Source organism: Ramlibacter rhizophilus (genome assembly GCF_004681965.1).
GTDB classification, from domain to species: Bacteria; Pseudomonadota; Gammaproteobacteria; order Burkholderiales; family Burkholderiaceae_C; genus Ramlibacter; species Ramlibacter rhizophilus.
This window is the reverse complement of record NZ_SMLL01000003.1, coordinates 567613-584071: the sequence shown is the minus strand read 5'-3', so window position 1 is coordinate 584071 and position 16459 is coordinate 567613. Positions and strand designations below refer to the sequence as shown.

Here is a 16459-nt window from a genome sequence, read left to right as displayed (position 1 = left end):
TACAGGTCATCGCGTGTCGAAATCTCGAGCGTCCGCGCAGTGGTCGAATTCCGCGCGGTCAAGGCTCATCTTGCTACTTCTGTCGAGCCTCGTGGGGCCCGCAAAGCCTGGCTCGGCCGCGCAACGGGGGCGATTACAGAAGGATGCGGCACTTACCTACACCGCGGGCCCATGGTGGCGCCGGCGCACCGTCTGCGCGCCGCGACGCAGGCGTGATTTCGCGCCGGGATTGCCAAGTCACCCACGGCCTCCCACGATGGGGCGTCAACGACAACCCGCGCCCATGTCTTTCCTTTGGCCCGACTTCCTCTGGCTGCTACTGGCGCTGCCCGTACTGCCCCTGCTCTACGCCTGGCTGCTGCGCCGGCGCAGGCGGGCGGCCGTGCGCTTGAGCAGCCTTGCGACGGTGCGGGCGGCGCTGGACAGGCCGAGCTGGCGCCGCCACATGCCACCGCTGCTGCTGCTGCTGGCCTGCGCGGCCCTGCTGGTCGCGGCAGCCCGGCCGGTCTCGCGCATCCCCTTGCCCTGGGCGCGCACCACCCTCATCCTGGCCATGGACGTGTCGCTCAGCATGCGCGTGCGCGACGTGGAGCCGAGCCGGATGGTGGCTGCGCAGGCCGCGGCCCGGCAGTTCCTGCGTGAGCTGCCGCGCGACATCGAGGTCGGCATCGTCACCTTCGCCGGCACCGCGCAGGTGGCCCAGCGTCCCACGCTCGACCGCGCCGTGCTGGCCGAAGCCATCGACAGCTTCCAGATGCAGACCGCCACCGCGGTGGGCAACGCCATCGTGGTGAGCCTGGCCGAGCTGTTCCCGGACCACGGCCTGGACGTCGGCGAGATGACCTTCGGCAGCCAGCGCGCTGCGGCGCGCAGCCTGGACGAGAAGCCGAAGGTCGCCCCCAAGAGCATCACGCCCGTGGCGCCCGGCTCGTACAAGTCGGCCGCGATCATCCTGCTGAGCGACGGCCGCCGCACCACGGGCGTGGACACGCTGGAAGCCGCGAAGATGGCCGCCGAGCGCGGCGTGCGCATCGACGTGATCGGGCTGGGCACCGCCGATGGCGAAGGCACCCACCCCGAAGGCATGGCCATCTACCTGCGCCTGGACGAGCCCACGCTCCGCGAGGTGGCCCGCATCACCGGCGGCATCTACCAGCACGCCGGAACGGCCGACAGGCTGCGTGAGGTGTACCAGGGCCTGGGCACGCGCGCGCAGGTGGAGATGCGCGAGACGGAGATCACCGCGGTGCTGGCCTTGCTGGCGGCGCTGCTCACGTTGGCGGCCGTGGGGCTGTCGGTGCGCTGGTTCAGGCGCATCGACTAAGGGCTTTTTCGCCGCGTCGCTTCGGCATCGGCGCGACGAGAGGCGACGCTGGAAAGATCCTTGACCAGGCCTGCCGCGGGCTTCAGCCCGCCTGCCGCGGCGCCGAGGCCAGCTCCGGCTGCCACAGCAGCCGCTCGGGCGCGGTGTAGCAGTAGAAGTGCCGGTTGGTCGCGCGCCCGATGGCGCACAGGCCGATCTGGGCCGCAATGGCATGGCCCATCTGCGTGATGCCGCTGCGCGAGACGACCAGGGCCACGCCCATCTGCGCCGACTTGATGACCATCTCGCTGGTGAGCCGGCCGGTGGTGTAGAAGACGAAAGGCTCGTCGGGCCGGGCATGATCGGTGCTCACGCCGTGCATCCACATCCAGCCGGCGATGGTGTCGATGGCGTTGTGGCGGCCCACGTCTTCCACGAAGACCAGCATCTCCGGACCCCGGAACAACGCGCAGCCATGCACCGAGCCGGCCGACTTGTAGGTGCTCTCCTGGAGGCGGATGGCGTTGACGATGGCATAGAGCTGCCCCTGCGCGAGGCGTGCCTCGGGCAGCGCGAGCGCGTTCACCTCGTCCATCAGGCCGCCGAACACGCTGCCCTGGCCGCAGCCGGTGGTGACCACGCGCTTGGCGGTGCGCTCCTCGATGCGCTCGATGCCGCTGCGGGTGCGCACGGCCGCGGCGCCCACCTCCCAGTCCACCGTGATGGACTCCACCTCCTCGGGTGAGCGCACCAGTCGCTGGTTGCGCAGGTATCCCAGCACCAGCCATTCCGGCCGCGCGCCCAGCGTCATGAGGGTGACCAGCTCACGCCGGTCCACGTACACCGTGAGGTCACGCTCGGCGGGAATCTGCAGGGTCTGCCGCACGCCGTGCTCGTCGGTCACCTCGACCTCGCGGACGAGGTCGGCGCGGGCTTCGGTCAGGTGGGGCAGGGACATGGCAGGCGAGTGTAGGCCGCGCGTTCACAGCGCGCGGGCAGGACGTGCAAAGGCCCCGACCCGCGGCAAGCCGCGGCGCCGGGGCCCGGTTCGAGGGCTGGCTGGGCCAGCCTCAGGACTTCTTGTCGGGCGTCGCCGCGGCGGGCTGCTTGGTGCTGGGCGGGCTGATCGCGGTGCCGGTGGGCGAGTGGGCCCCCGAGGCCTCCAGCGGCTTTTGCGCCGGAGGCGTGTAGGCGAAGGGCCCCGGGTCCATGCAGGCCACGGCCGCCATGGGCGAGGACACCGGCGTCGGCACCGCGGGCGCCGCGCCAGCGGCTGCGGTGGGCGCGGTGCCGTTCGCCGAACCCGCCGCCGCGGGGGCCTGCTTCGCGCCATTGCCGGACTTGCGCGCATTGGCCACGGCGCGGTCCTGCGCCTTGCACAGCTGGAAGGCATCGACCTTGGACTGCCAGGCCGTCTTGGCCTTGGCTTCCTCGGCCTTGGCCTTGGCGGCGTCGTCCAGCACGGGGGCCGGCAGCTTGGCCAGGGCCACGGGGGCGAGCAGGCCGAGGAGGAGGGACAGGGTCAGGTTCTTCATCGCGGGTCTTCCAGTCAGGCGGGCCGCACGTCGGCCGGGGGCGCCGTCACGCCGGCGGGCTTGCTGCGCTGCGCAGGGATCTTGCCGGACTTGATGTCCTCGGCCCAGTACTCGTGGTGCTCGTGCGCCCAGGCCTCGTCCACGTAGCCGGTGCGCATGGCCTTGTAGGCGCCGCGCATGCCGATGGTGCCCATGTAGATGTGCAGCAGGAACATGGTCATCATGAGCACGGCCGCGACGGCGTGGATCATGTGCGCCACCTGCATGGTGCCCCGGTCGTACAGGAGGCCCGGGATCAGCATGTTCAGCACCAGCCCGGACCCGGCGACGATGGCACCCAGGAAGAACACGCCTCCCCAGAACACCACCTTCTCGCCCGCATTGAAGCGGTGCGAGGGCACCTCGTGCTTGCTGAACACGCCGCCGGCCTTGAGCATCCAGCGCAGGTCCCCGCGCTGCGGCAGGTTGTCCTTCACGAAGGTGAAGAACACGATGACCACCGACACCACGAAGAGCGGCCCCACGAAGTTGTGGACGTTCTTGAGCGCGTAGGTCAGCCAGCCGAAGAGCGTGGTGCCGATCACCGGCTGCAGGAAGAACCGGCCGAAGGCCATGATGATCCCGGAGACGGCCAGCAGCACGAAGGCAATGGCGTTGGCCCAGTGAGCCGAGCGTTCGAACGGCGTGAAGCGTTCGATGCGCCGGCCGCCGCCTTGTGCCGAACCCATGGAGCCCTTGGTGAAGTAGAAGATCGCCAGCGCGCCCAGCATGATCAGCAGGAGCGCGCCGCCATAGGGCACGATCCAGCTGTTGCGCACCTGCCGCCAGGCCTCGCCGGCCGTGGTCAGGCGCGAGCCCGGGTATTGCACCTGGCGCTGGATCAGCACGCCCGCCTCGGGCGCCTGCGAGACCGGCAGGCTGCTGTAGCCGGCCACGCCGTCACCCACGGCCCGCCACATGGGGGCGTTGTTGCCAGGCTGGACCTGGTTGCGCTGGGCGTTGTTCTGCTCCATGTAGCCCTTCTGCTGGTCGGCATCGGGCTTCACGTCGAAGATGTTCTGGCTGCGGATGCCGCCCGGCCCGGGCTGGGCCGGGGCGGCGGCGGGCGGCGCCTCGTCGGCCGGACGCACGGTCTGCGCCGAGACGCCGGCCACCAGGCCCACGCACATCAGCAGCGAGGCCGCCAGGCCCCGCAGCATGCGGCCACGCTCACTGCTGGTTGACACGGACATATTCGTTCTGCCTTTGCGTGCGGGCGCGCAGCTGCTGTTCCCAGCTGGCCTTGTCGCCCTGCTTCCAGTCGGCCAGGGCGTAGGGGGCTGGAGCGCCCGTGCCGGCGAAGGAAGGCTGGTCGCTCTTGACCCCGGTGGCGGTCTGTTCGCGGTCGGCGCAGCCCGCCAGGGCCGCAAGCGCGAAGGTGGCGATGAGGACGCGCGCGATCATGACTTTCCTTTCGGTTGACCGGCCTGCTGCGAGCCGTAGGCGGTGCCCCAGCCCCAGACCTCGGCGCCCTTGCCGCGTGCCAGCACGCGGTTGCGGAAGATGTCGGCGACCATGTCGCCGTCACCGGCCAGGAGGGCCTTGGTGGAGCACATCTCGGCGCAGGCCGGAAGCTTGCCTTCGGCCAGGCGGTTGCGCCCGTACTTCTCGAACTCGGCCTGCGATCCGTTGGCCTCGGGGCCGCCGGCGCAGAAGGTGCACTTGTCCATCTTTCCGCGCACGCCGAAGGTGCCGGCCGAGGGGAACTGCGGTGCGCCGAAGGGGCAGGCGTAGCTGCAGTAGCCACAGCCGATGCACACGTCCTTGTCGTGCAGCACCACGCCTTCTTCCGTGCGGTAGAAGCAGTTGACCGGGCACACCGCCATGCAGGGGGCGTCCGAGCAGTGCATGCAGGCCACGGAGATGGAGCGCTCGCCGGGCACGCCGTCATTGAGGGTGACGACGCGGCGGCGGTTCACGCCCCAGGGCACCTCGTGCTCGTTCTTGCAGGCGGTGACGCAGCTGTTGCACTCGATGCAGCGCTCGGAGTCGCAAACAAATTTCATTCGTGCCATGTTCGCTCTCCTTATGCCGTCGTGGCGCGCTCGATGTTGCAGACGGTGGTCTTGGTCTCCTGCATCATCGTCACGCTGTCATAACCGTAGGTGGTGGCCGTGTTGACCGCCTCGCCGCGCACCACGGGGTAGGCCCCCTTGGGGTAGTAGGCCAGCATGTCCTGTCCCTGCCAGCGGCCGGAGAAGTGGAAGGGCATGAAGGCGGTGTCGGGCCCCACACGCTCGGTCACCTGGGCCTGCACGTTCAGGCGCGCGCCGGTGGGCGTGGTGAGCCAGACACGGTCGCCGTTGCGGATGCCCCGGTCGGCCGCGGCCTTGGGGTTGAGTTCCACGAAGGCTTCCTGCTGCAGTTCGGCCAGCCAGGGGTTCGAGCGCGTCTCCTCGCCGCCGCCCTCGTATTCGACCAGGCGGCCGGAGGTGAGGATCAGCGGGAACTTCTCGTGCACCTTGTCCTGCAGGTTCTTCTGCTGCACGGACTTGTACAGCGTGGGCAGGCGCCAGAAGGCCTTCTTGTCGTCGTGCGAGGGGTACTTGGCGACCAGGTCGGGCCGGGTGCTGTAGAGGGCCTCGCGGTGCTGCGGGATGGCGTCCGGGAAGTTCCAGACCACCGCCCGTGCCTTGGCGTTGCCGAAGGGGTGGCAGCCATGGTTCTTCATGACCACGCGCTGGATGCCGCCGGACAGGTCGGTCTTCCAGTTCTTGCCCTCGGCGGCCTTCTGCTCGGCCTCGGTCAGCTCGCCCCACCAGCCCAGCTTCTTGAGCAGGACGTGGTCGAACTCGGGATAGCCGGTAGTGATGTCCGCGCCGACCGAGTGCGAGCCGTCGGCCGCGAGCAGGCTCTCGCCGTCACGCTCGACGCCGAAGTTGGCGCGGAAGTTGCCGCCGCCGTCCATGACGTGCTTGCTCGGGTCGTACAGGTTGGGCGTGCCCGGGTGCTTCATCTCCGGCGTGCCGAACGACGGCCAGGGCAGGCCGAAGTAGTCGCCGGTGAGGTCGTAGCCCGTGTCCTTGTCCTTGCCGCCCTTGGCCTTGAGCGACTTGACGTCGAACACGTGCATGTTCTTCATGTGCGCCTTCAGGCGCTCGGGGCTCTGGCCGGTGTAGCCGATGGTCCAGACGGAGCGGTTGATCTCGCGCAGGATGTCCTCGGGCACGGGCTCGTCCAGGCCCTTGACCTTCTGCATCTTGTAGTTCTTGACCAGCTCGTTGCCGAAGCCGAGCTTCTGCGCCAGCTGGTACATGATCATGTGGTCGCTGCGGCTTTCCCACAGCGGATCGATGACCTTCTCGCGCCACTGGATGGAGCGGTTGGACGCCGTGCACGAGCCCGAGGTCTCGAACTGCGTGGCCGCGGGCAGCAGGTACACCGCGCGGTTGGGGTTGCGGTCCTCGGCCCGGCCCGGCATGGCCGCCATGGCGGCGGTCGCCGAGGGGTAGGGGTCCACCACCACTAGCAGGTCCAACTTGTCCATGGCCTGCTTCATCTCCAGGCCGCGGGTCTGCGAGTTCGGCGCGTGGCCCCAGAAGACCACGCCGCGCAGGTTGGGGTCCTGGTCGATGTTCTCGTTCTTCTCGAGCACGCCGTCGATCCAGCGCGAGACCGTGATGCCCGGCTTGGTGAGCATCGCGGGGCTGGCGAAGCGGTTCTTGATCCAGTCGAAGTCCACGCCCCAGACGGTGGCGAAGTGCTTCCAGGAGCCTTCGGCGATGCCGTAGTAGCCGGGCAGCGAGTCGGGGTTGGGGCCCACGTCGGTGGCGCCCTGCACGTTGTCGTGGCCGCGGAAGATGTTGGCACCGCCGCCGGAGACGCCGATGTTGCCCAGCGCGAGCTGCAGCAGGCAGGAGGCGCGCACCATGGCGTTGCCGATGGTGTGCTGCGTCTGGCCCATGCACCAGACGATGGTCGAGGGCCGGTTCTTGGCCATCATCTCGGCCACCTTGGCCATCTGGGCCTCGGAGACGCCGCAGGCCTCCTCGACCTTGTCCGGCGTCCACTTGGTCATGACCTCCTGGCGCACCTTGTCCATGCCCCAGACGCGGTCGTTGATGTACTTCTGGTCTTCCCAGCCGTTCTTGAAGATGTGGTGCATCAGCCCGAACAGGAAGGGGATGTCGCTGCCCGAGCGGATGCGCACGTACTCGTCGGCCTTGGCCGCGGTGCGCGTGAAGCGCGGGTCCACCACGATCATCTTGCAGCCGTTCTCCTTGGCGTGGAGCATGTGCAGCATGGAGACCGGGTGCGCCTCGGCGGCGTTGGAGCCGATGTACAACGCGCACTTGCTGTTCTGCATGTCGTTGTACGAATTGGTCATGGCGCCATAACCCCAGGTGTTGGCGACGCCGGCGACCGTGGTGGAGTGGCAGATGCGCGCCTGGTGGTCGCAGTTGTTGCTGCCCCAGAGGCTCACGAACTTGCGCATCAGGTACGCCTGCTCGTTGTTGTGCTTGGACGAACCGATCCAGTAGATGGAGTCCGGGCCGCTCGCCTTGCGCAGCTCCAGCATCTTGGCGCTGATCTCGTTGTAGGCCTGGTCCCAGCTGATGCGCTGGTACTTGCCGTCCACCAGCTTCATGGGATAGCGCAGGCGGTACTCGCCGTGGCCGTGCTCGCGCAGCGCCGCGCCCTTGGCACAGTGCGCGCCCAGGTTGATGGGCGAGTCGAACACCGGCTCCTGGCGCACCCAGACGCCGTTCTCGACGACGGCATCGACCGCGCAGCCCACCGAGCAGTGGGTGCAGACGGTGCGCTTGACCTCGATCTTGCCCTGGCCGATGGCCGGGGCGTTCTGCGCCGCCTGGGCTTTCTTCACCAGCGTGAGGCTGCCCGCGGCGAGGCCCACGCCCACCCCGATGCCCGAGCGGCGTAGGAAGCCGCGACGGTCCATGGTGGGCAGCGCGTGCGCCAGGCCGCGCTGGAGGCTGTGGACGAAGGGCGAACGCGCGCCGCCGGAAGCGCTGCCCGATTTTTTAGTCAGCAACATGGGGTCTCCCGCCTTTCGGGCGTCAGATGAGGGTGGTCTTGAAGTAACGGCGAACGTGTTCGCTCAGGTGGTAGCCACCCCCGCGTGCCGGGGGCTGCTTCTGCTCCGGAGCCGTGGGCGCTTCCACGCGCACCGTGGGCAAAAGGGTGACGGCTGCGGCGGCGGCACCGACGGTGCCCGCACCCGCGAAGAGGGTGCGCCGCGAGAGCTGGCGTTGATTGGGCTGGCTCATGTTGTCTCCTAACGTGCAAGCTCGGGGCTATGCACACGGGTGCATAGCGCTCGCGGAATTTATTCCCACGCCTTCACCGCGGCAATGGGACCGACCCTAGGCGACGGGGTTGCAGAAACCGTGCCACAAGCTCTGCAGCCACTCGTTCGCATCGCTTCACTGGAGGTTGCACTGCAGCATGAACGTGAGCTGCGTCATCCTGTCGCGCGGCGTGCGACAACTTGTCGCGCGCCGCTGTCGCGGGCATGGCATACCCGAGCAAATTGCTCGGCCGAGGCTTCCTAGAATCCGCAGCGCACAACCCAGGATCCCGTGACGACCCCCAGCACCACTCCCCCGCCCGAGCGAGCCGCCGAAGCCTGGCCGTTCTGGACCCTCCTGGTCGTGGACGACGAACAGGGCATGCGCAACTTCCTGGTCAAGGCGCTCGGCCCGCGCTGCCACGCCGTGCTGGAGGCCGCGAGCGCCGAGGCCGGCGAGCAGCAGCTGCGCGCGCACCACGTGGACCTGATCATCCTGGACATCTCCCTGCCCGGGAAGAATGGCGTGGCCTGGCTCAAGGAGCTGCGCGAGCAGGGCTGGTCGGGCGACGTGATCCTCATCACCGCCTTCGCCGACCTGGACACCGCCATCGAGGCCCTGCGCGCGGGGGCCTCGGACTTCATCCTCAAGCCCTTTCGCATGCCGCAGATCCTCAATGCGGTGCAGCACTGCTGGGTGCGCTCGCGCCTGGCGCGCGAGAACTACATCCTGCGGCGTGCGAGCGCGGTCGAGGGGCAGGCGCGCGGGGGGCTGGTGGGCTCCTCGCCTGCCATGGCGCAGCTCTGGGAGTCGGTGCGCCGCGCCGCGGGCGTGCACAGCACCGTGCTGCTGCAGGGCGAGTCGGGCACCGGCAAGGAACTCGTCGCGCGTGCCCTGCACGCGCAAAGCGCGCGCGCCCAGGGGCCCTTCGTTCCGGTGAACTGCGCCGCCGTCTCGCCGGAGCTGATCGAAAGCGAGCTCTTCGGCCACGCCAAGGGCGCCTTCACAGGCGCCACCCGGGCGCGCAACGGCCTCTTCCACTACGCGCAGGGCGGCACGCTGTTCCTCGACGAGGTGGCGGAGCTGCCGCTGCCCCTGCAGTCCACCCTGCTGCGCGTGCTGGAAGACCTCAAGATCCGTCCCGTGGGCAGCGAGCAGCTCGTGCCGGTGAACGTGCGCATCATCGCCGCGACCAACCGCCACCTGGCCAGCGAAGTGGCGGCCGGCCGCTTCCGCAAGGACCTCTATTACCGGCTGCAGGTGGTCGAACTCACGCTCGCGCCCTTGCGCGAGCACAAAGAGGACATTCCCGAGCTGGCCGCGCACTTCATGGCGCAGCTCGCCCCCGCCCTCGGCGCCGAGCCGCTGGCCCTGAGCGACACCGAGATGGCCTTCCTCCAGCGCTACGACTGGCCGGGCAACGTGCGCGAGCTGCGCAACCTGATCGAGCGCTCGCTGATCCTGGGCGCGCTCAACGTCTCGGCCCTGTACGCGCAGCCGGCGGCGGCGCGCCTGACCACCGCGGGCCAGCCCACCGACCTGCATGCGCTGGAGAAGCAGCACATCCTGTCCGTGCTGGAGTCGGTGCAGGGTGACAAGACGCGCGCGGCGCAGCTGCTCGGCATCTCGCGGCGCACGCTGGAGCGGCGCGTGGCCGAATGGGCGCTGCCGTGATCCTCGCCAGCCCCAAGGCGTGGCTCGCGCACTCGGTGCGCCGCAAGCTGCTGGCCATGGCCTTGCTGCCGCTGCTGGTGGCCCTGCCGCTCCTGATCGGTGCGCTGGTGATCTGGGGCGACCAGGCCTACGACCGGCTCCTGATCACCAAGGTGCGCAGCGACCTGGCGGTGGCGCGTGGCTACTTCGACCAGGTGGTCAGCGAAGTGGGCGGCGGCACCGAGTCCGTGGCGCAGTCCCATGCGCTGCACCGGGCGCTGGCGGCCCGCGACCGCGCGCGGCTGGACGCCCTGCTCGCCCGCGAGCGCGAGGCGCTGGACCTGGACTTCCTCGTGATCTCGGCGCCCGGAGACCCGACCTGGTCCGGTGCGGTGACCGGCGCCCGTGCCGCCCGCCTGGCCCTCATCGACGGAGAGCGCTTCGCCGCGCTCGCGCCGCACGCCGCCGAGCGGGTGGCGGTGCCCCTGGTGCCCACGCGCAACGCGACGCCCACCGACCGCACCGTGGAGGACCGCGCCCTGGTGGTGCTGGCCGCCTCACCGGTGCGCGGCGACGCGGGCGAGGTGCTGGCCGTGCTGCGCGGCGGCGTGCTGCTCAATCAGAACCTGGACTTCATCGACCACATCAACCGCATCGTCTATCCCGAAGGCTCGCTGCCCTTCGGCAGCCAGGGCACGGCCACCCTCTTCCTGGACGATGTGCGCATCACCACCAACGTGCGCCTGTTCCAGGACCGCCGCGCCGTGGGCACCCGCGTGTCGCAGGCCGTGCGCGAAGCGGTGCTGCAGCGCGGAAGCACCTGGCTGGACCGCGCCTTCGTGGTCAACGACTGGTACGTCTCGGCCTACGAGCCGCTGGTCGATGCGCAGGGCAAGCGCGTGGGCATGCTCTACGTCGGCTTCCTGGAGCAGCCGTTCCGGTGGGTGATGCAGGCCATGCTCGGAAGCATCGCCCTCCTCTTCCTCGCGGTGATGGCGCTGGCGGCCATCGTGTCGCTGCGCCTGGCGCGCAGCATCTTCCGGCCGGTGGAGCGGATGAACCGCACCATCGAGCAGGTGGAGGCGGGCGACGCCCGGGCGCGCGTGGGCGCACTCGCCTCGCGCGACGAGATCGGCGCCCTCGCCCAGCACCTGGACCACCTGCTGGACGTGGTGGACGACAAGACCCGCAGCCTCCAGCGCTGGGCCGACGAGCTCGATCACAAGGTGGCCGAGCGCACCCGCGAGCTGGCGCAGAGCAACGCCTCGCTGGTGCAGGCGCAGCGGCAGCTCGTGCAGTCGGAAAAGCTCGCCGCCATCGGCCAGCTCACGGCCAGCGTGGCCCACGAGATCAACAACCCCATCGCGGTGATCCAGGGCAACCTCGACCTGCTGCGCGAGACCCTGGGGCCGAAGGCCACGCCGGTGCTGGCCGAACTGAAGCTGGTGGACCAGCAGGTCGAGCGCATGCGGCGCATCGTCAACCAGCTGCTGCAGCATGCGCGGCCGACCGACTACGCCGGCTACGTCGAGTCGCTGCACCCCGGGCGCGTCTTCGACGAATGCCTGGTCCTGGCGGGTCCGCAACTCGCCCAGGCCAAGATCGACGTGGTCAAGGACTACGCCGCCACGGGGACGGTGGGCTTCAACCACCAGGAGCTGCAGCAGGTCCTCATCAACCTCATCCTCAACGCCGTGCAGGCCATGCCCGGGGGCGGACGCCTCGTCCTGCGCACGCGCGACATCGAAGCCGGCGTCAGCCTGGAGGTGGAGGACAACGGCATCGGCCTGCCGCCCGGCAGCACGGAGCGGCTGTTCCGGCCCTTCTTCACCACGCGGCCGGACGGCCATGGCCTGGGCCTGTGGGTGAGCCAGAGCCTGGTGGAGCGCTACGGCGGGCGGCTCGAAGCCCTGCCCGGTGCCGGCGGCGGCGCGGTGTTCCGCCTGCGCCTGGCCACCGAGCCGGTGCCGCCCGAGGCGGTGATCGCCGCCGCCTCGAATTGATGAGAACCAAATCGCTTCGGCTGTGACTGAGGCGCAGCGCGCGGCCTGCTCGCGCGCCCGTCCTTTCATTTCCCGGAGCCCTCATGTCCCCTGTTGCCCTGCGACTCGCGCGCTGCCTGTGCGCCAGCAGCCTCCTGATCCTGGCCGCCTGTGGCGGCGGCGCCGGCGCCCCGCCCGAGCCCGAGGCGCCTGCGGTCGCCGCGCCCGACGACGCGGCCGCGCCGCCGGTCGCGCCCACGCCGCCCGATGCGCAAGCCGTCACCCTCGCGGCGCCTGCCGGTCTCGGGTTCACCGCCGGCATCAAACGTTACTCCTTCAGCTGGGACGCCTTGCCCGGCGCCAGCTTCTACCAGCTGCTGCTCGACCCGGACGGCGACGGTCCGCTCCCGGCGGACCCGGTCGATGGCGACATCGCGGCACCAGGCGGCGACGCGCGGGTTACGAAGGAGTACACGCCGCCGCCCGAGCTGTACGGCCTGCCGGACGCACGGTTCTCGGTGCGCGCCTGCGATGGCAGCGGCTGCAGCAGCGCCTCCGCCGCCGTGGCACCGCGGGTGATCGACACCATGGGTTTCCTCAAGGCGGATGCGCCGGTGACGAACGAACATTTCGGCTCGGCCGTCGCCTTGTCGCAGGACGGCGACACGCTGGTGGTCGGCGTCAATGCCTCCACCCCAAACGGTGCGCCGCTGCGCAGCGGGGAGGTGCGCGTGTATGCGCGAGCGGACGGGCAGTGGGTCCTGAACGGCACGCTGAACAGCCCAGCGTCGGCAATCAACGGCCGGTTCGGCTCCAGCGTGGCGGTCTCCGCGGATGGCAGCACCGTGGTGGTCGGCGCGCAGGGCGAGTCCAGCGAAACCGGTGCGGTCTACGTCTTCCGGCGATGGTTCGCAAGCTATCGCCTGGAACAGTCCTTCAGACCCGGACAGGGCATGTCCACCCTCCCCGCCGAGGCCGGGTTCGGCTGGCGCGTGGCGGTGTCGGCCGACGGCCGCACGGTGGTGGCCGGCACGTCGGCCGGCGTCGGGGCTTTCGCCTCCCGCCTGGAGGACAGTGGCTGGGCCCCGATGTCGGCTCTCGCAACGACGAGTACGAGCTTGGCCTTCGGTCGCGCCGTGGCGATTGCGCCGGACGGGCAGACGCTCGCCGTAAGCGACCCCGCCGACTCCGCGACGAACGGCGCGATCCACGTCTTCACCCGGCAGGGCCCGGACTGGGTCATGCCGGTCCAGATTGCGAGCCCCGCCACGAACGATCCGAGCGCCCCCTTCACCGATTTCGGCGCCGCCCTGGCCTTCTCGGCCGACGGGAAGGTGCTGGCCGCCGGCGCGCCCGGTGGCGGATCCGTGCACGTGTTTGATCGTGACGCGATGGGCTGGCAACTCACGGCCAGCGTGCAGGGCACCAACACCCGCAGCAATCACCGCTTCGGGCTGGCCGTGGCGCTCTCGGCCGACGGTCAGACCCTGGTGGCCGGCGCGCCGCTCGAGGACAGCGCCGCGCGCATGGGGGATGCCGTGCTCAATGGCGCCGACACCAGCAGCCCGGGCTCGGGCGCCCTGTACGTGTTCAAACGCGCCAGCAGCGGCTGGGCTCAGGCCGCCTACCTCAAGACCGGCAGGACCGTCGCCGCCACCCGGCTGGGTGGGACCGAATGGAGCCTCGGCTCGTACTGGACCAGCGTCGCGATCTCGGGCGACGGAAAGACCCTGGCCGCAGGCGACACAGCGGAGCCCTCCGACCTGGGTGGCGCGCGGCGCTTTCCGGTCGAGGGCAACAGCAGCGCCTCCGAATCGGGCGCCGTCTACCTGTACTGAAGCCTCCCGGCGCTGCTCGCCCTTTTCAGGCGCGTTCGCCCGGCCGCCCCGGCGCAGGCAGCCAGCGGAAGGCCAGCGCCCCGGCCACCAGCATCAGGCCGATGCTGGCCAGGATCCAGGCATAGGGCTCCGCGCCCCGCGCTGCCGCCACGGACGCCACCCGGCCCGTGAGCCACTGCACCAGCGCCACCCCCAGGAACATGGCCATCGTGAAGATGGCCATGGCCCGCCCCGTCATCGCGGCGGGGTAGGCGGACTTCACGTCCGCGTACTGCAGCACCATGTAGCCGGAGACCAGGCTCATCACGACGGCCAGTCCCACGTCCACGCCGGGGTTGTGCGTGGCCGCCATCACGAAGAAACCCAACGCGATCAGCAGGCTGTAGCCCACCAGCCAGCGCCGGCGCGTTCCCGTGCCCGGGTCGATCCGACCGAAGAGCGGCGGCCCCAGCATGCCCACCACCGAGACCGCCAGCGCCACGTGCCCGCTCGCCACCAGGCTGAAGCCATGGCGGTCCACCAGCAGCGGCCCGAGCCACAGGCCGCGCAGCGCCATGAAGGAGGCATAGGTGACCAGGCCCAGGGCCACGATGCCCCAGGTGTGCGGCAGGCGGAACAGTTCGCCGTACCCACGCAGGGCGGTGCCCAATGACATGCGGGCACCTGCCCCTGCGCCGGGCGGGTCCTTCACGATGCGCCACACCGCCAGCCAGGCCAGGGCCGAGGCTGCCGCCAGGGCGATGAAGGCCGCACGCCAGGATGAGGCCTCGATCAGCCAGGCCAGCGGCGTGCCCGTCACCAGCAGCCCCACGGAGCCCAGCCCCAGGATGGCCCCGGACATGGATGCAAACCGCGCCGGCTCGAAGCGCGTCGCGATGAAGAGCGTGCAGGCGACGAAGGCCGGCGCGCAGCCGGTCCCGATCAGCACCTGTCCGATCAGCAGCGCGCCGTAGCCCGGCGCCGCCGCCGCGATCAGCGCGCCCGCGATCGCCAGCGGAAACACCCACAGCACCGTGCGGCGCGGCCCGAACATGTCCATGCCCACGCCCATCACGAACTGCAGCCCGCCGAAGGCGAAATGGAAGGCGCCGGCGAAGACCCCGAGCTGGCCAGGCGTGAGGCCGAACTCGCTCACCAGCGGCGGTGCCACGATGGCCGGCAGCGTGCGAAAGGCCTGGCTCATGGCGAACACGGCCGTGAAGGCCAGGAGCATGGTCCAGGCGGATGCCTGGTCCGAGCGGGTCGGTGTGGGGACGGAGCTCCCCATCAGCATGCGCCTGGGAACGTGGGCGAGAGAGCGGTCGAAGGCGAGATCATGGCGCGAGCGAATGGGCGTTGAGCCCGGCAGGATATCGCGCGTCGGGGCGGCGCTTGCGCCCGCTCGGAACCCGAGCCGGCTCACGGCCACCCATGCCCTGGTCCACAACCAGGGAGATACGACCATGATCCATTCCAGGTGGCACGCCCTGCCGCTGCTCGCCGCCCTCGCGCTCACGGGATGTGGCGGAGGCGATGCGCCAGCCGGCGACGCCCTTGCGGCAGAAGAAGCCGCCTTCAGCACCAAGGCCATGGCCCCGTCGACGGGGGATCCGATCTTCATGGAGCCCGCCCCGCCCGAAATGCCGCTGGCTCCCTCGGTACCGCGGCTCACCGTGATGAACCGCACCTTCGTGGTCCAGGCCCCTGCCGGCTACCACCGCCTCATGGAGGATCCGGATGGCAGCGGCCCGCTGCCGGAGCGGCCGATCACCCCCGTGACGAACAGTCCCACGCTGAACCTGCCGGCCGGCACGGCGCTGGCGCAGGTGCTGGGCGCGCACTACCGCGTCGCAGCCTGCACGGCCACTGTGAAGCTGATGAGGCAAGGATGGCTGGTCGTGCCCAAGACCTTCTGGGACTGCAACGGCGCGTCCGCCACGGTCCGCCTGGACGCACCCGCCATCGCCCGCGCCTTCGCCCTGGCACGGACGTTCTCGATCTCACCCGCCGGCACGCGTGCGGCCTTCGCGGTCCGCAACGGCACCTGCACCGAGATCGTCCTGATCGACACGAGCGCAGCGCGCGATCGCATCGACCGCCTGAACCTGGGCACCACCGGCGACTGCAGCGCCACGCGCCTGTCGCTGGCCTTGGCCGGCTCCGGCAGCGCACTGGCGATCGGCCTGCCCGATGCGCCCGACGCGCAGGGCCGCCCCGCGGGTGCCGTGCAGGTGTACATGAATCAGGGAAGCGCTGACTGGGCGCCGGTGGCACGGCTGGGAATCTCCAGTGCGGGCCAGGCATTCGGCACCAGCGTGGCGTTCTCCGCCAACGCCCAGCGCCTGCTGGTCGGCGCACCGGGTGTGCGCTTGCGAGAAGAACCGGATGGGCGGCTGTCCGTCACCCGGAATGCCGGACAGGCCATCCTCTTCGAAGCGCCCTTCGGCCGCCCCGCCTGGACACCTGCCAGCGTGTTCCCGGGCGAGGGCGACGACCAGCTCGGCACCCTGGTGGCGATGGACCCCGCTGGCACGTCGGTGACCTTGGTCTCGCCAGTGCTCCCCGAGCCCGGCTACAGCATGTGCACGTCACCAGCGGGAGCGATGGCCTACCCCGAATGCCTTCTCCGGTTCGGGCGGTCCCAGGCGTTTGCGCTTGAACAGGGCGTCTGGCGCCCTGCCGCCCGTTTGAGCGGATCGCAAGTGAACGACCCCGACTTTCAGGCCGCCCTGGGCAACGTCACCGCACAGGACCCGGCAAGCTGGCCCGGCCCGCCCCTGCCTCCGGCGGGCGACCTGGACGCTGCGGCCTTGCTGGCATGGCAGCAGGCCTTCCAGCAGTGGAGCATGACGCAGCAGCCGTAGCGAGTCAAAGCGTGAAC

General features: G+C 70.2%; 13 protein-coding genes. 5 read left to right on the top strand and 8 right to left on the bottom strand.

The annotated features are described in order from the left end of the window. Positions 1 to 283: 283 nt before the first annotated feature. Positions 284 to 1324: a VWA domain-containing protein gene (locus EZ242_RS09180; RefSeq protein ID WP_135284830.1), complete on the top strand. Its 1041-nt coding sequence runs from the start codon at positions 284 to 286 to the stop codon at positions 1322 to 1324. Between the two features lie 82 nt (positions 1325 to 1406). Here EZ242_RS09180 and EZ242_RS09175 read toward each other — a convergent pair whose 3' ends face one another. The 7 genes from EZ242_RS09175 to EZ242_RS09145 form a co-directional block, all read right to left on the bottom strand. Further along, complete coding sequence (locus EZ242_RS09175) at positions 1407 to 2261, bottom strand: formate dehydrogenase accessory sulfurtransferase FdhD (RefSeq protein WP_135284829.1); 855 nt, start codon at positions 2259 to 2261, stop codon at positions 1407 to 1409. A gap of 112 nt (positions 2262 to 2373) precedes the next feature. Next, positions 2374 to 2838: a hypothetical protein gene (locus tag EZ242_RS09170; protein ID WP_135284828.1), complete on the bottom strand. Its 465-nt coding sequence runs from the start codon at positions 2836 to 2838 to the stop codon at positions 2374 to 2376. Between the two features lie 14 nt (positions 2839 to 2852). Beyond that, complete coding sequence (locus tag EZ242_RS09165) at positions 2853 to 4070, bottom strand: formate dehydrogenase subunit gamma (RefSeq protein WP_135284827.1); 1218 nt, start codon at positions 4068 to 4070, stop codon at positions 2853 to 2855. Next, positions 4048 to 4281 (bottom strand): hypothetical protein, encoded by a 234-nt coding sequence (locus EZ242_RS09160; RefSeq protein WP_135284826.1) that lies wholly within the window; start codon positions 4279 to 4281, stop codon positions 4048 to 4050. Before EZ242_RS09160 ends, EZ242_RS09165 begins: the two co-directional genes overlap by 23 nt. Next, on the bottom strand, positions 4278 to 4892 hold the full coding sequence (fdh3B, locus tag EZ242_RS09155) for a formate dehydrogenase FDH3 subunit beta (RefSeq protein ID WP_135284825.1): 615 nt from the start codon (positions 4890 to 4892) through the stop codon (positions 4278 to 4280). The genes EZ242_RS09160 and fdh3B overlap by 4 nt, the downstream gene beginning before the upstream one ends. A gap of 11 nt (positions 4893 to 4903) precedes the next feature. Beyond that, positions 4904 to 7873: a formate dehydrogenase subunit alpha gene (locus EZ242_RS09150; protein WP_135284824.1), complete on the bottom strand. Its 2970-nt coding sequence runs from the start codon at positions 7871 to 7873 to the stop codon at positions 4904 to 4906. Between the two features lie 22 nt (positions 7874 to 7895). Then, a complete protein-coding gene (locus tag EZ242_RS09145) occupies positions 7896 to 8105 on the bottom strand; it encodes a formate dehydrogenase (protein WP_135284823.1) in 210 nt (69 codons plus the stop codon). Positions 8106 to 8417: 312 nt separating this feature from the next. On the opposite strand from EZ242_RS09145, the gene EZ242_RS09140 reads away from it, so the two are divergent. From EZ242_RS09140 to EZ242_RS09130, 3 genes are all read left to right on the top strand, one after another. Next, positions 8418 to 9800 (top strand): sigma-54-dependent transcriptional regulator, encoded by a 1383-nt coding sequence (locus EZ242_RS09140; RefSeq protein ID WP_167784700.1) that lies wholly within the window; start codon positions 8418 to 8420, stop codon positions 9798 to 9800. Further along, positions 9797 to 11782, top strand: coding sequence for a sensor histidine kinase (locus EZ242_RS09135; RefSeq protein ID WP_240787029.1), 1986 nt, complete (start codon positions 9797 to 9799; stop codon positions 11780 to 11782). The genes EZ242_RS09140 and EZ242_RS09135 overlap by 4 nt, the downstream gene beginning before the upstream one ends. A gap of 83 nt (positions 11783 to 11865) precedes the next feature. Next, complete coding sequence (locus EZ242_RS09130) at positions 11866 to 13599, top strand: WD40 repeat domain-containing protein (protein ID WP_135284821.1); 1734 nt, start codon at positions 11866 to 11868, stop codon at positions 13597 to 13599. Positions 13600 to 13624: 25 nt separating this feature from the next. On the opposite strand, the gene EZ242_RS09125 is transcribed toward EZ242_RS09130, so the two are convergent. After that, a complete protein-coding gene (locus EZ242_RS09125; protein ID WP_135284820.1) occupies positions 13625 to 14866 on the bottom strand; it encodes an MFS transporter in 1242 nt (413 codons plus the stop codon). 175 nt (positions 14867 to 15041) lie between these two features. On the opposite strand from EZ242_RS09125, the gene EZ242_RS09120 reads away from it, so the two are divergent. Continuing rightward, entirely contained in the window at positions 15042 to 16442 is a 1401-nt protein-coding gene (locus EZ242_RS09120; protein ID WP_135284819.1) for a hypothetical protein, read from the top strand. The last annotated feature ends 17 nt before the right edge of the window (positions 16443 to 16459 follow it).

Bases quoted from the DNA above. Each gene is read 5' to 3' on its own strand.
- EZ242_RS09120 (WP_135284819.1), top strand. From the start codon at position 15,042: ATGATCCATTCCAGGTGGCACGCCCTGCCGCTGCTCGCCGCCCTCGCG.
- EZ242_RS09165 (WP_135284827.1), bottom strand. From the start codon at position 4,070: ATGTCCGTGTCAACCAGCAGTGAGCGTGGCCGCATGCTGCGGGGCCTG.
- EZ242_RS09175 (WP_135284829.1), bottom strand. From the start codon at position 2,261: ATGTCCCTGCCCCACCTGACCGAAGCCCGCGCCGACCTCGTCCGCGAG.
- EZ242_RS09145 (WP_135284823.1), bottom strand. From the start codon at position 8,105: ATGAGCCAGCCCAATCAACGCCAGCTCTCGCGGCGCACCCTCTTCGCG.
- EZ242_RS09150 (WP_135284824.1), bottom strand. From the start codon at position 7,873: ATGTTGCTGACTAAAAAATCGGGCAGCGCTTCCGGCGGCGCGCGTTCG.
- EZ242_RS09130 (WP_135284821.1), top strand. From the start codon at position 11,866: ATGTCCCCTGTTGCCCTGCGACTCGCGCGCTGCCTGTGCGCCAGCAGC.
- EZ242_RS09180 (WP_135284830.1), top strand. From the start codon at position 284: ATGTCTTTCCTTTGGCCCGACTTCCTCTGGCTGCTACTGGCGCTGCCC.
- EZ242_RS09170 (WP_135284828.1), bottom strand. From the start codon at position 2,838: ATGAAGAACCTGACCCTGTCCCTCCTCCTCGGCCTGCTCGCCCCCGTG.
- EZ242_RS09160 (WP_135284826.1), bottom strand. From the start codon at position 4,281: ATGATCGCGCGCGTCCTCATCGCCACCTTCGCGCTTGCGGCCCTGGCG.
- EZ242_RS09125 (WP_135284820.1), bottom strand. From the start codon at position 14,866: ATGGGGAGCTCCGTCCCCACACCGACCCGCTCGGACCAGGCATCCGCC.
- fdh3B (WP_135284825.1), bottom strand. From the start codon at position 4,892: ATGGCACGAATGAAATTTGTTTGCGACTCCGAGCGCTGCATCGAGTGC.